General features: G+C 33.9%; 13 protein-coding genes. All 13 read left to right on the top strand.

What is annotated here, in order from left to right; translation table 11 throughout:
* The first annotated feature begins 3 nt into the window (after positions 1-3).
* The 13 genes from wecA to cysQ all read left to right on the top strand — a co-directional run bounded on the left by wecA (position 4) and on the right by cysQ (position 15354).
* Positions 4-1050 carry a UDP-N-acetylglucosamine--undecaprenyl-phosphate N-acetylglucosaminephosphotransferase gene (gene wecA, locus NFHSH190041_RS01505; protein ID WP_261923566.1) on the top strand — a complete coding sequence of 349 codons (1047 nt, stop codon included), beginning with the start codon at positions 4-6 and terminating at the stop codon, positions 1048-1050.
* Positions 1051-1096: 46 nt separating this feature from the next.
* Positions 1097-1726: a glycosyltransferase gene (locus NFHSH190041_RS01500; protein WP_261923565.1), complete on the top strand. Its 630-nt coding sequence runs from the start codon at positions 1097-1099 to the stop codon at positions 1724-1726.
* Positions 1727-1728: 2 nt separating this feature from the next.
* Positions 1729-2241 (top strand): glycosyltransferase, encoded by a 513-nt coding sequence (locus tag NFHSH190041_RS01495; RefSeq protein ID WP_261923564.1) that lies wholly within the window; start codon positions 1729-1731, stop codon positions 2239-2241.
* The gene (locus NFHSH190041_RS01490; RefSeq protein ID WP_261923563.1) at positions 2234-3493 is read left to right on the top strand and encodes a lipopolysaccharide biosynthesis protein; all 1260 of its coding nucleotides are present in this window, start codon (positions 2234-2236) and stop codon (positions 3491-3493) included. Before NFHSH190041_RS01495 ends, NFHSH190041_RS01490 begins: the two co-directional genes overlap by 8 nt.
* A complete protein-coding gene (gene pssD / locus NFHSH190041_RS01485; RefSeq protein ID WP_261923562.1) occupies positions 3468-3947 on the top strand; it encodes a PssD/Cps14F family polysaccharide biosynthesis glycosyltransferase in 480 nt (159 codons plus the stop codon). The genes NFHSH190041_RS01490 and pssD overlap by 26 nt, the downstream gene beginning before the upstream one ends.
* Positions 3944-4399: a PssE/Cps14G family polysaccharide biosynthesis glycosyltransferase gene (gene pssE, locus NFHSH190041_RS01480; protein WP_261923561.1), complete on the top strand. Its 456-nt coding sequence runs from the start codon at positions 3944-3946 to the stop codon at positions 4397-4399. Before pssD ends, pssE begins: the two co-directional genes overlap by 4 nt.
* Before the next feature lie 8 nt (positions 4400-4407).
* Positions 4408-5466 (top strand): glycosyltransferase, encoded by a 1059-nt coding sequence (locus tag NFHSH190041_RS01475; RefSeq protein ID WP_261923560.1) that lies wholly within the window; start codon positions 4408-4410, stop codon positions 5464-5466.
* A 1339-nt stretch (positions 5467-6805) separates the two neighbouring features.
* Positions 6806-7936 carry an EpsG family protein gene (locus tag NFHSH190041_RS01465; protein ID WP_261923558.1) on the top strand — a complete coding sequence of 377 codons (1131 nt, stop codon included), beginning with the start codon at positions 6806-6808 and terminating at the stop codon, positions 7934-7936.
* 11 nt (positions 7937-7947) lie between these two features.
* Entirely contained in the window at positions 7948-8892 is a 945-nt protein-coding gene (locus tag NFHSH190041_RS01460) for a glycosyltransferase (RefSeq protein WP_261923557.1), read from the top strand.
* A 107-nt stretch (positions 8893-8999) separates the two neighbouring features.
* A complete protein-coding gene (locus NFHSH190041_RS01455; RefSeq protein ID WP_261923556.1) occupies positions 9000-10166 on the top strand; it encodes a nucleotide sugar dehydrogenase in 1167 nt (388 codons plus the stop codon).
* Between the two features lie 155 nt (positions 10167-10321).
* Positions 10322-12307, top strand: a complete 1986-nt coding sequence (locus NFHSH190041_RS01450) for a DUF1800 family protein (RefSeq protein WP_261923555.1) — start codon at positions 10322-10324, stop codon at positions 12305-12307.
* Between the two features lie 84 nt (positions 12308-12391).
* The gene (locus tag NFHSH190041_RS01445) at positions 12392-13780 is read left to right on the top strand and encodes a DUF1501 domain-containing protein (RefSeq protein ID WP_261923554.1); all 1389 of its coding nucleotides are present in this window, start codon (positions 12392-12394) and stop codon (positions 13778-13780) included.
* Between the two features lie 761 nt (positions 13781-14541).
* The gene (gene cysQ, locus NFHSH190041_RS01440) at positions 14542-15354 is read left to right on the top strand and encodes a 3'(2'),5'-bisphosphate nucleotidase CysQ (protein ID WP_261923553.1); all 813 of its coding nucleotides are present in this window, start codon (positions 14542-14544) and stop codon (positions 15352-15354) included.
* Positions 15355-15366 lie beyond the last annotated feature (12 nt).

Here is a 15366-nt window from a genome sequence, read left to right as displayed (position 1 = left end):
TATATGAAAGAGTATGTATTAGTTTTTATTTTATCATTTATCGTTTTATTTTTAATGCGAAAAATCGCTAAACGTATAGGCTTAGTCGATAAACCTAGTGCCCGCAAACAACATAAAGGTTTAATTCCTCTGGTAGGTGGTATTTCAATTTACCTATCATTATTTATCAGTTTTATGTTATTTGTTCCCTATCAGCCTAGCTTATCAATTTACCTATCCTGTGGCTTAGTACTCATTGTGTTAGGTGCATTAGATGATTATTTTGATCTCAGTTTTAAGTTGCGCTTAGTCGTACAAACACTGGTATCCATGGTCATGATTTATGTCGGTGATTATAGCTTGCATAATTTAGGCTATTTAATGGGTAGTGAGACGATTAAGCTTTCTGAGTTTATTGGCACTCTAGTAACCGTATTTGCAGTAATAGGCGCAATCAACGCCTTTAATATGGTAGATGGTATTGATGGGTTGCTGGGAGGATTATCATCGGTAACCTTTGGCGCATTAGGGGTAATGTTTTATCTTGATGGCGACACTTATTTATCCACCATCTGCTTTATGTTTATTGTCGCTATGCTGCCTTACATCTTGCTGAACTTAGGCTTACCTTTTGGTAAAAAATTTAAAGTCTTTATGGGTGACGCAGGCAGTATGTTTATCGGTTTTACTGTCGTTTGGTTACTAGTTAAAGGTTCTCAATCGCATGGAATAACCGCCTTCAAACCAGTAACAGCATTATGGTTAATTGCTATTCCACTTCTGGATATGGCTACAATTATGATAAGAAGGATTAGTAAAGGGCATTCTCCCTTTAAACCTGATAGAGAACATTTACATCATATTTGTCAAAGGTTAGGGTTTTCATCTAAACAAACTTTATGTTTAATTTGTTCATTATCAGCATTATTTGCAATTATAGGAATTGTATCTGACATTTATAAAATTGCTGAATTTGCAATGTTCTATATATTTTTAATTATATCTTTAACTTATTATTTATTAATTTTTTATGTTGAAAAATTATATATAGATATTAAAGGTTATGTTTGAGTTAAATAGAGTTTAATAACTATCATCTTTAATGAAGTAGTGGAAAATGGAAAAGATAAGAGTCTGTTTTGTCACAAATGAGTTAGATCATGGCAACTTTCCTCCAACAGGTGGCATAGGTGTATTCATTAAGACTTTAAGTGAAAATCTTTATAAAAATGGTATTGATGTTCATATCCTTGGTTTTAATGGAAAGAATTCAACATCAAGTAAAGATGGAGTAAATCTGAAGACTATACACCTTGGAAAAATTGAAAACATTAATACTATAATTGATTTAATTGATAATACATTTATATTAAAAAATATACTTAGAGTATCTAAAGTATTTAAATTTTTTAAAATAAAATATTATAAAAAAATAGCGGAAACCGTTAAAGCATATTCAACAGCCAATAATATAAACATAATTGAATTTAACGATTATCTAGGATATGGAGCTTATATGGATAAAAACAAAAACTATTCTATAGTAATAAGATTACATGGTTCGAAAACCGTATTAAACTCAATTTACAAAATAAAAGAAGATAGTGATATAAAGTTTTTTGAAAAAAAAGCAATTGAAAATTCAGATATTTTAATTGCTGTTTCTAAATTTTCTAAAGAACAAGCAAAAAATGAATTTAATATAAAAAAAGATATCGAAATATGCTATAACGGGGTAAATATATAGTTATGCTTAATATTGGATATATTGGAAGTTTAAAAAAACAAAAAGGTTTTTTTGATATTTTCAACTTTTGTAAAACTTTAGACAAAAATAAGTTTTCCTTCAATTTTGCTGGAAAAGGTGATGTAGACAAATTATTATTGCCTGATAATTTTTTTTACAATGGAATATTACCAAGAGAGAAAATTAATAAATTTATTGACTCATGTGATGTTTTTATATTTTACTCTGAATGTGAACATTTTAGTCTTGCCATATTAGAGGTTATGTCTAGAGGGAAAATAACTATTAATAAAAATATTCCTGTAGTACACGAAATAATTAAAAATTATGAAAACGGTATAATAATTAATGACATGACATTTTTAAATGAAATAATTAACGACATCTATAATGATAGAGAAAAATATAATTACATCTTAAATAATGCACAAAAAACAGCTAACAACTTCAGCATAAAAAATACTACTAAAAAGACTATAGAAATATATAAATCAGCCATCTTACAACATGTATAAACAATTATTATCTTTGTTATCAAGTTCAGCGTTAGTATCTATTTGTTCCCTTTTATCATTATCATTAACAATAAAAGCAATTGGGTTGGAAGATTATAGCTATCTAATGCTTTCTTTTTCATATGTTTGCATTATAAGTTCTGTATTTAATATTCAATCCTTTGATGCTTTGATAAAATTCATGCCTTCTTACGAAATAAAAGGATTTCGCTCTTCACTAATAAATCAGCTATTTACGACCGATTTAATTACAGCACTATTTACTGTGATAATTGGAATTTCCATTTATAGGGTGTTATTCGAATATTTCTCATGGAATAACAAAACAGGTGAATTATATCTAATATTATTATTGCAAGGATTATTTAATATAACTGGAACATTTGATGGAGTATATAGATACTATAAGTATTTCAGTTGGATTTCTATAAGAAATACTATATGCTCAGGAATTATATTACTGCTTAATTTTTATGGCTATCAAACTAATAGAAGCATATATTATTTTGCATACATTATGGTGTCAACATCAATAATAAGACTTATCTTTGATATTACATATTTCTTTATTATAAAAGAAAAAATTTCTTATAAGTTTGATTTTCCAAAATCAATATACAAAAAAGTAATCAAATTTAATTTGATTACAAATATTACAAAACAAATAGATCTGCCAGTAAAGCAATTCACTCCTATTATTATTGCATCAAACATTCCAATTGAAAATGTAGGAATATATAAGCTTTTGGAAAAATTAGGCGCAATTGTAGGAGTAGTAATTTCAATATTAATTCAATATTTTGGTTCTGAAATAAGCAAGCTTATCCATTCAGGTAAACTGCAAACCATTATGCATATAGGTAATAAATTTACTTACTTATTTATAATAAACTCCTCACTACTAATAATAACATTTTATATTTTATCATTTTTTTTTGAAAAATATATCCCAAGCGTTATATTAAACAATTTAAATCTTATAACAATATATTTGATATATATAGCTATAACCAGCTCAATGTTTTATCAACATACAGTTTTCATATACTCCGGGCTGGAAAAAAATGCACTCATAATTGCATTAATAACTAACTCTTTATATATCTTACTTATAGGTCTAGCCTGTTCTAAATATGGTTTAATAGGGGTTATTGCTCTCCAAATAATTCAAGCTATAACTATATTTATAATCAAAAATTTTTATATCAAAATGGTTATATCAAAAAATGAAACAACAAGTAATATTACTTAGTTATGGCCAAGGAGGTCATGCTACTCAAATGCATCGATTAGTAAATATCTTAATTAATGACCTTAACAAGTATAAAATAGTAACAATTTCAGATGAAAAAAATAATCCTCAATATTCATATAAGCATTTTATTACAAAAGAGGTCAGAAAAAAAAACTCCCACTTACAGATTTTTACGAACCTAGGACCATTATTTATTTTTTATAAACTACTAAAAATAAACTCATCGTTTAACGTAAAAGCTGTAATCACAACTGGTCCAGGTATAAGCCTATTAACATCTATAATTTTTAAAATTAAAGGCGTAAAAATAATTCACGTGGCAACATGGTCAAGATTTAATACAAAATCTATCACGGATAAGTATATGTATTATATTGCAGATAAATTTTACATTCAAAATATAGAACTATTAAAAATATATCCTAAAGCTATATTCGCAGGTAGACTATGAGAATATTTGTTACTGTTGGTACAACGTCATTTGATAAACTTATTGAAATAATTGATGAATTTGCAAAAAAAAATCAACATTTTGAATTTGTATTTCAAATCGCAGATGGAATATTTAAACCACAAAATGGGGAGTACTTTAAATTTACTGAAGACATTAACTCATATTACAATCAGTTTAATTTCATAATTACACATGCTGGTGCGGGAAGCATTTATAAACTGCTTGAGCTAAACAAGAATATACTAGTTGTCCCTAACCTTTATAGAGTAGATAAACATCAAAGTGATATTTCTAATTTTGTAGAAAAAAATAATCACGCTTTAGTTTGCTGGAAGCTTAAAGATATTGATAAATTAGTAAATAAAATGCGTACTTTTTCACCTCGGAAATATAAAAAAATTAGTTTTTTCAAAAAAAATGAAATTTTAAATTTTTTATCTAACACTTAATTGAAAATATGAAAAAAAAACAAATACTAATAATTAACAGAACTCAATTCGGTCATAACATTGACACTTACTATATTTCTAAAGAATTATGTCAATGGTATCAAGTTACTTATTTATGTTTTGATACCGGACAAAATAAAGCAAAACAATATAATGTAAATGTAAAATATATTACATATAAAGGTTGTTTGATCAGAAGAACCATCAGATTTTATCTAGAAGTGTTCAAAGAGATAAATAAAAATTATCATTATATATATCTAGTATACTTTCCTTTTTGTAGTTTAATGAAATTAAGCAAAAAAAAAATAACATTAGATTTTAGGAGTGGCTATATTTCAAAAAATAAATTAAAACGTTTTTTATTCAATAATTTATATACTTTTGAATCATACTTTTTTGACTCAATTTCTGTTATATCATTAGCACTAAAAAATAAATTAAATTTATCAACCACAAAAACATTTTTAGTTCCATCTGGAGCAAACATTATTTCAAACACAATAAAAGAATTCAAAGAACCAAAACTATTTTATATAGGAACTTTGGATGACAGAAATATTGATGAATTATTTTATGGTATAAAAACATTTATAACAAAACATAAAGAATATAAAAAAACATTAACTCTTGATGTAGTAGGAACAGGAAAGAGTTCATTAGTTGAAGAATTGCAAAATTTAATTGCTAATTTGAATTTAAATTCAAATATTTTTATGCATGGAAAACTAGACCATACCTTATCTAAAAAGTTCTTTGATAATTGCAATATTGGGATTTCATTTATCCCAATAACTGAGTATTTTGATTGTCAACCACCAACAAAAACACATGAATATATCAACTCTGGTTTGATCTGTTTAGGAACGGCAACATCTGAGAATAGATTAATAATTAATAATAAAAATGGATTTATTTGTAATGATAATAGAATTAGCTTCGCCAATGAATTAAAAAATTTACTTGATAATTTTCATTATTATGATTCAAATGAAATAAAAAATAGTAATAAAAAAAATACATGGGTAAATTCTGCCAAGGCGTTAAAACTTCATATTGAAAGTTAAAATAACTACTAAAATAGTGAAGGCTGATACGAAGAAATTAAAATTTGGCGTACTTAAACAAGGAATAGATAAGACAATTTTCCAGCAACAGCCCTGTGTCAAAAGTATATTTTAGAATAACTTTGTGAAAATCATAAGGAAATATTCCTTCGTAGAAAGAAAACTACACTAGGAAAATTTATTTAGAGTAATCTAGCCTATAATTAAAAGTTATGTAGAGGTATAAAAGGTCATAGAAGGTGCTCTCTATACGACAGATTATACGCTTATAATTAGATAAAGCCATCCCAGTCTCTGTAGTACTACCATAAATTTAAGATACTAGCAGTTGGCATACAATATCTTTGGTCAATGCATGCAGAGATCGGTGGACTGATAACTTTGAAAACATTGATGGATACCATCCATAATTCAAGAATCTCGCTCCACCAAAAATGAAGACTGTGCCCACTATAAGGAAATAAATAAAATAAGAAAGATAACCAGTAACATTTCAGTATAAAAGCGCATGCCAAAATCGATCTGTCCATACGTCAATCTATGACCATGATTTCAAACAATCATAAATTTTATTACACGCTGATGAGACGTTCATCTCTGCGGATGTGGTTTATCAGAGGCTGAAAACGTTGGAACAGAGCCATGTCCAGCTCAAATTAACTTAGCTGCTTCCCCTCAGGAAGATGGATTCTCTGAAGAAACTATCGTGAAAGAACAAATTACTATCCATTATGAATACCTGAAGGTCAGTATCAAGGCCAAAGTAAAACTCCATGGGTTATCAAATATCAACTCGGCTTTGTCAGAACTCAGTTCACGAGACTATCTAAAAACAATCATTAATTGTCGATTTTATTCACAGTCAACCTTATGCCAATCGATTAAATGAGACGAGCATAGGTGAGATCAACCTAAAACCTAGGGTCTGTTGACCTTTCAAGTTTGTTTTTGCAGCGATTTGAGGATGCTTTATACAAGGCAGAGGCTTTGATAGGTAGTTGCGCTACCCGATAAGCCGATAACGCAGTAGAAAGGCGCCTCAAACGCTGCCCGCAGGGTTCGGCTAAAAGCGTTTTACGCTTTGTTGAGCTGTTCTTGCTTAGGATACTAGGCGACAAACCACTCGCCGCGATTAAAACGCTTTTATTTCGAATGAAATTTAATCACGAAACGTCAACAGACTCTAGGAATGCTCCGAAAATAGCCTAAATAAATGAGTTGCATAAAGCTGATTTTAGGCTTGAAAATTGACCAAATTTACGTCGAAAAATTGCTCTTTGGCATCCACTCGGAAAATAGGTGTTAGTTAATTAATCGCAGCTTACTTAAATAAGACATTATGTTTACAAGTATTTTATCCTATTTTATATTCTTAATTATATTGAGTTTTTTAGCATATCTTTCTTATCTAAGATGCATAAATCAATATAATTTCACACATAATAATCCTGAGTTAATATTATTATATTTAATATTCGCTACTATTTGTGGAGTTCGCTGGAATGTTGGTGTTGATTATTTATCTTATTTAAAAAACTATGATAGTTTAATTCAGACTGGTTATTCTTTTCAAAATATGGAAATAGGATTTGAATACATAACAAAGTTATTCACATCTCTTAATATACATTATTCTTTTTATTTTGCATTTTTAGGCTTTATACAAATTTATTTTATCTTTAAAGCTATAAAAAATGAACCATTTCTATATCCTTATATACCATTATTAATTTTTTTAGGACCTTATTTTTTGAGTCTAACAAATGGTATTAGACAAATGATTGTCGCCACTGCATTTGTTTATGCGTTTAACTTCATAAAAAATAAAAACCTTATAAAGTATTTACTTTTTATATGTTTGGCAATGTTTATTCACAAGTCCGCCATAGTGTTAATTCCTTTTTATTTTATTTTAAAATTTGATATATTTAAATATAAATATGTCGCTTTTACACTTCTTTTTTTATCTATATTTATATCTCAAACAGATAATTCATTTATAAATATAATCAATGCTACTTATCTTTTGAAAGTAATAGGTTATGATTCATATTCAGAGAATTTAGATTATTTCATCAATAATAGCTCAATTAAAAACTTTGGCCCAAGAACTTACTGCATAATAATTAATTTATTTTTTATAATATTATTTTCTGATAAATTAAAACAATTTTTCAAAGGTACATTATTTAATATTTGCTATACAGCAACTATTTTAGGTGGAATTTGCTCTATCATGTTTATGAATGCAAATCATATATTCCTTAGACCATTATCATATTTAACAATGAGTAATTTATTTACCACAAGTTATTTATTGAGCTATTTGCTATTAAAATTTAATAAAAACTATATTTCAGCTATAATTTTTATTACTGTATCAACAGCATACTTACCTATTTCAATAATATCTGACTATGGAAAAGAAGCTTTAGACTTCACAAACTTTAAATATCTTTTTTATAATTAATGGAGTTTTTTTTGAAAAAAATATTATGCATAACAAATATGTACCCAGCAGAAAAACAAATGAAAGGAATTTTTATTAAAGAGTTAAATGATGAGTTGGAAAATAAAAAATATAATATATGTGTATTTAATATAGACAAATATGGAAATAATTTTCTGAAATATTTAAGGGCAATATCTTATCTTTTTTTTATCATACTAAAAAACAATTTTAATATTATACACTTACATTTTGGGTTGTCATTTATTACCATGTTACCATTAATGCCAATTATTTTTATAAAAAAAATTAGGCTCTTAACATTTTTTCATGGCTCTGATGTTCTTGGTGAAAGCAAAATTGTAAGGATCATATCTCTTTTAGCTTGTATTGCTTCTTATAAATCTATTGCTGTAAGTAAAGAAATAAAAAATAAGTTAATTTCCATATCTCCTATAAAACTTAAAAATAAAATTTTTATTATCCCGTGCGGAATAAATAAAAGTTTCTTTGAAATTAATAATACACCTAAAAACTACAATATAATTTTCCCAAGCTCACCATCAAGAAAAGAAAAAAATTATAAATTTTTTTTAAAAATTTTTCATACCATAGAAAAAAACTATCCAAATGCAAAAATAGTAACTCTTGAAGATAAAAATCGTTCAGAGATCATTCAATTATTTTCTAACTCCAAAATAATGTTATTAACATCAGATCGAGAAGGATCGCCACAAGTTTTTAAAGAAGCAATGGCAATAAATTTACCTGTTGTTTCACGAAAAGTTGGTGACGTCGTATATGCAAGTAAATTTTCACCCAACGCATACGTAGTAGATGATAATCAATTTCTAGAAACAACCCTTAATGTTCTTAAACAACAAAAACCAACCCCATATGATAAAACAGATTTATATAAACAATTGTCAATAGATATGATTGCTAATAAAATAATAAATTTAAGCATCAGTAAATAGATTGAAAGACACTTACACTTAGTTTAAATACGAAATATTTTAAGATAATTTCTTGTAAAGTTTAAAACTATAATTTTATTATTTATTTTTGATATGGTATTTTAAAAATGAAAATTGCTATTGCTGGTACAGGATATGTTGGACTATCTAATGCTGTACTTTTGTCTCAGCATAATGAAGTTATTGCTGTTGACGTTATTCAAGAAAAAGTAGATTTAATTAATGATAAAATATCACCTATTGCAGATACTGAAATCGAAAGCTTTTTAGCTCAAAAAAATTTAAACTTATTTGCTACACTAGATGCAGAGTTTGCTTATAAAGATGCTGATTTTGTTATTATTGCCACACCTACTGATTATGATGTAGAAACTAATTATTTTAATACATCTAGTGTAGAATCAATCATCAAACAGGTAATGGAGATTAACCCTAAGGCTGTGATGATTATTAAATCTACGGTACCGGTTGGTTATACCAAAGCTATTAAAGAAAAATTCAATTGCGATAATATTATTTTCTCACCTGAATTTTTACGTGAGGGTAAAGCACTTTATGATAATCTATATCCTTCTCGCATTATCATAGGTGAAAAAACCGAACGAGCTAAAATTTTTGCTAATTTACTAGTTGAGGCGGCAATTAAAAAAGACATTCCAGTCTTATTTACTGACTCCACTGAAGCCGAAGCTGTTAAGTTATTTTCCAATACCTATCTAGCTATGCGAGTTGCTTATTTTAATGAACTTGATAGTTATGCACAAACTTATAGATTGGATAGCAAACAAATAATTAAAGGTGTTGGATTAGATCCTCGTATTGGGAGCCATTATAATAACCCCTCTTTTGGTTATGGTGGCTATTGCTTACCCAAGGATACCAAACAACTATTAGCTAATTATAATACTGTACCCAATAATATTATTCGCGCTATTGTTGATGCAAATACCACTAGAAAAGATTTTATCGCTAATGCAATCATAACTAAACAACCAAAAGTTGTTGGTATTTACCGCCTAATTATGAAATCTGGTTCTGATAATTTCCGCACTTCAGCCATTCAAGGAGTAATGAAACGTATTAAGGCCAAAGGTATCGAAGTAATTGTCTATGAGCCGGTACTAAATGAAGTTGAATTTTTTAATTCAAAAGTGATTACTGATCTAGCTGAGTTTAAAGACTTATCTGATGTGATTGTATCCAATCGTATGGTTGATGAACTCAATGATGTTATGGATAAAGTTTACACCCGTGATTTATTTGGTGGTGATTAAATTTATCCTCAAGAAATCTCCTCGTCTGACGATGTTATATCCATAGCTTAACTGACACTGTTTTCCTTAAACATTCCTAAAGATGCAACATTTTCTCAAGGTGTTTGCCAGTTAAGCCATTAGCAAACAATGATTTTCGATCATAAGGACGCTATATGGATATAACTCTCTACATGGATATGACAGGTCGCAGACTTACTATTTTCTTAGCTGTTAGCTGTCTACTCGCTGGCTGCGGGTCTGAGTCTGACAAAACTTCTCAGGCTGAGATCATTGTTAGCCAAAATATTCCCCCTATTGTTTCCATCTCACCTATTCATGCCAGTTTGCGCCAAGGGCGCAGCCATACGCTAACCGCTCAAGCTAATGATCCTGATGGCAGTACCAACCAAATTCAGTGGCAACAAATAGCCGGACCCACACTGGAATTATCTGGCCAGGATGGCCTGCAACTCAGTTTTATGCTGCCTGAAATAGATAATGGCGAAAATAGCGATTCCTCTAGTTACCGTTTTCAGGTAACTGTCACAGATGATGATGGTGCATCAACCAACGCAGAAATCAGCTTTTCAAGTCATTACGGTATGGATAAATTTGAGGCTGCGCACTTGTTGCATCAAGCTACGATGGGGCCTACTTCGGATGAAATTCAAGCAGCAATAGGCTTAGATGAACAGGAGTGGCTATCGAGCCAAATTGAACAACCGGCAACACTGCATACTCCTTTAGTTTTCAATGAACCAGGTACGGATAGACCTCACCATGTCTCTCTCATAAATGCTTGGTGGCAGGCAACATTAAGTGCACAGGATCAACTGCGCCAACGGATTGCTTTTGCTTTAAGTGAAATATTTGTGGTATCAGATACCGGTAGTGACACTTTGGTAGCCAATCCTATTGGCATGGCCCACTATTATGATCAACTTGGTCAAGATGCTTTTGGTAATTTCCGTGATCTCTTGGAAGCTATCACTCTGTCCCCCATTATGGGCACCTATTTAAGCCACTTAGGTAATAAAAAGCCCGATACAGCAAAGAATACTCGCCCAGATGAAAACTATGCGCGAGAGGTGATGCAACTATTCACCATTGGCTTAGTACAGTTAAATCAAGATGGTACACCAAAATTAGATGACAATGGCAACCACATTCCCACTTATAGCCAAGATCAAATCACCGGTTTTGCCCATGTTTTTACCGGCTGGACTTATGCCGGTTCCACATCCTGGAAATGGCCACGCAACTTTATTGACTCCATGCAGCCATGGGAAGAGTTTCATGATAAAGGTAAAAAAATCCTGCTTAATAGCACTGTCTTACCAGCCGGACAAAGCGCACACCAAGATTTAGATCAGGCACTAGATAACCTGTTTTATCATCCCAATGTCCCCCCCTTTATCAGCAAGCAGTTAATTCAACGCTTAGTCACCTCTAACCCAACCCCTCAGTATGTTAAACGGGTTGCAGATGTGTTCACTGATAACGGCGAAGGCGTTCGCGGCGATTTAGCTGCCGTCATCAAAGCAATTTTGCTAGATGATGAAGCTCGCCACCCCAGCGGCGTATTGCAATATTCAGGCAAAATTCGTGAGCCACTGCTACGTACAGTGCAATTTTGGCGAGAACTGAATGCCGCCAGTGCCAGTGATTGGTTTTATGTGTGGTCACAAAACAGTCATGGCCAAGTTCCATTAGGCTCTCCTTCCGTGTTCAATTTCTTCCGACCCGACTATCAACCATCTGAATTGCAGGACTGGCAACCTACTTCGCCTTTTAACTCTTCTCTTAACGCCCCTTTAGTCGCACCTGAGTTGCAAATTGCCAATGACGCCACCTTAATTGGACAGCTCAATCATCAATTTTCCTATCAAGTTTGGCGAATAAAAGAACTCGCCAACAATCCCCACGAAAACACCATTCTCTTAACACTGCAGCCCCATGTTGATCGCCTGAATAATCAGGGGTTAGATGCCCTATTGGATCACTACAATGTGCTGTTCTTCAGTGGCCGTATGTCAGTGGCAATGCGTCAAACCCTGATCAATACCCACAATATTTTTGCTAATTGGCCCGATTATGAAAAAGTCGGCTTCCTGCTGTTTACCATTTCAGTATCGCCAGAATATGTATTGCAACACTGATCACCTGCAACCTAATTAAGCCTATTATCCGGGTCAATATGGTTTGCCAGGAGAATGGTTTTGACTATCCGTAAGGAGTGAGTAATGACAGCAACTAACCGGCGTGCATTTTTACATTTTTGCCTTAAAGGTGGCGTATCTCTGGCGGCATTAACCAGTTTGCAATTACAGGCGCTGCAAGGGCTGATTCATAACAAAAATAGCCAAAAAACAAACACTAATTCATCCGCCATTGGGCAACAGCAGTTGGATGACAATAAAGCCTTAGTATGCATTTTTTTAATGGGTGGTAATGACTCATTCAATATGTTGTTGCCGTTGGCTGGCGAATCCCTTGCCAGCTATCAAGACAGCAAACAAAACCTAGCGGCTACCAATGCCATTGCGTTAAGCCCGCTCACGGCCATTAATGATGGAGTAGGTCTACATCCTGCGCTGGCACCGCTTGAGTCACTGTTTTTACAACAGCGCCTTGCCGCTGTTGGCGGAGTCGGCAGCCTTATCAGCCCCATTACTCTTGCAGAGTATCAAGCAAAGTCTGCTGCGATACCTAAGCATCTTTTCTCTCATAATGATCAGCAAGCTACCTGGATGCAGGGTCGAGAAAAAGCCTCACTTAACTATGGTTGGGGGGCACGGCTATTAGAATTGCTTGAGCAGAGCCAATCTTATGCCAGCAATATTTCTCTGGCCGGCACTAATCTTTGGCAAACTGGTACCCAAGCAACACCCTTTGCTATGAGCACCGCGGGTATTACCCCTATTCATGCTTATAACAGTACCCATCCTGATCGCTTAGCATTTCGGGCTGAACTGGAGAAGATGTTTGCCAATGCTACCCACCCGCTGGCCATGGCTTATAGCCAGAAGTTAACCCGTGCAGTGGCCAATACGGAGCAGTTAAATGCAGCCTTAGGCGGGGCAACTGATTTTACTGATCAATTTAGTGATACCAGCTTATCTAATAAGCTTAAGGCGGTAGCCCGTACACTCTCGGTGCAGAGTCAGTTTGGTGTTAAGCGGCAGCTATTTTTTGTCACTATGGGCGGCTTTGATACCCATGATGATCAAAATACTAAGCACCCAGGGTTATTGGCTGAGTTAGCTAATGGTTTTAGCGAGTTTGATGCCGCATTAGGGCAATTAGGTATGCGTGATAGTGTCACCACATTTACCATGTCTGATTTTGGCCGCACATTAACGTCTAATGGTGATGGTACCGACCATGGCTGGGCTGGCAATCAACTGGTAATGGGCGGCGCAGTCAAAGGCGGGGAGATTTATGGCTCACTGATGGAGCAGCGCTTGGGTAGCCCTTTTGATGTTGGCGGTGGCCGGTTAATTCCCCAAGTGAGTAATGAGCAGTATTTTGCCACTTTGGCTAGATGGTTTGGCGCATCAGACTCTGAGCTGTTGGATCTTTTCCCCAGTCTAAGCAACTTTAACCAACATACGCTGGAGTTTATGGTTTAACAGCAAAAAGCCAAAAGCGGAACACCACGAAGGGAAAAATAAAGAAAAAAGTAAGAGTAAGAACAGAGCACAATCTTAGCTTGTGATTTTGCTCTTCTTCGTGCTCTTCGTGTCCTTTGTGGTGATAGCTTTTGTTTTTTTAACGACTAACAGCGACCTACCACGAAGCGCAAACTGCGTTTGCTGCACGAAGTGCACGAAGGGAAAAATAAAGAAAAGCGTAAGAACAGAGCACAATCTTAGCTTGTGATTTTGCACTTCTTCGTGCTCTTCGTGTCCTTTGTGGTGATAGCTTTTGGTTTTTTAACGACTAACAGCGACCTACCACGAAGCGTAAACTACGTTTACTACACGAAGTGCACGAAGGGAAAAATAAAGAAAAGCGTAAGAACAGAGCACAATCTTAGCTTGTAATTTTGTTCTTCTTCGTGCTCTTCGTGTCCTTTGTGGTGATAGATTTTGTTTTTTTTAACGACTAACAGCGACCTACCACGAAGCGCAAACTGCGTTTGCTACACGAAGTTCACGAAGGGAAAAATAAAAAAAGACAACAAGTTCTAGCTTGTGATTGTGCTCTTCTTCGTGCTCTTTATGTCCTTTGTGGTGGTAGCTTTTGGTGTTTTAACTGCTAACAACGACCTACCACGAATAGCAAAAAAATATCTACCGCGACAATATCAGTTAAAAGCTAAAAGGGTGTCAGCGCTATACGGGAATGGTACAGTCATTCAAACTGATTCAGGTTGAAGGATATTGCTCAGATGCAACAGCTGCTGAACCAAACAATTCATATTGCCCGGCAGGCAGGTGATGCCATTATGGCGGTGTACCACACTGATTTTGCCCGCTACCAAAAGCAAGATGCCAGCCCGGTAACCGAGGCAGATTTAGCCGCACACAAGGTCATTGTTACGGCGCTAGGGCAAATCAGTGATTATCCTGTGCTGTCAGAAGAATCAGATCCCCAAACCCAACCTTGGGCATTACGCCGGCAGTGGCAAACCTACTGGTTGATTGACCCGTTGGATGGCACCAAAGAATTTATCCAGCGCAATGATGAGTTTACCGTCAACATCGCCCTTATCCATCAAGGCAAAGCCGTGCTTGGCGTGGTATATTGTCCGCCACTCGACCGGCTGTATTACGCCGCTGCGGGGCTAGGCGCATTTCGGCTTGATGCCGGGCAATCCCCCCGGGAAATAACTGTCGCGCCAACACCGCAGAGTGGCGATAACTGGCGTATTGTCGGCAGTCGCCGCCACGGGGCTGACACACTGGCGCAATTTGCCGCCGCACTGGAACATGTGTCAGCCGTATCCATGGGGTCATCACTGAAACTATGTCTGGTCGCGGAAGGCAGTGCACATCTGTATCCCCGCCTGGCTCCCACCTGTGAGTGGGATACTGCCGCTGCGCAGGCGATTGTCGAGCAGGCCGGTGGCCAGGTACTGCAACCAGATTTAACCCCGCTGCAATACGGCCAAAAAGCTGATTTACTTAACCCGTTTTTTATTGTCTGTAACCGTCCAGACCCGCTCTGGCGCGATACATTTATGGCATTAAGCCAACCCTGATACTGCAATTAT

Source organism: Shewanella sp. NFH-SH190041 (assembly GCF_024363255.1).
Taxonomy (GTDB): Bacteria; Pseudomonadota; Gammaproteobacteria; order Enterobacterales; family Shewanellaceae; genus Shewanella.
The sequence above is the reverse complement of the archived record's forward strand: the minus strand, read 5'-3'. Positions and strand labels throughout refer to the sequence as shown.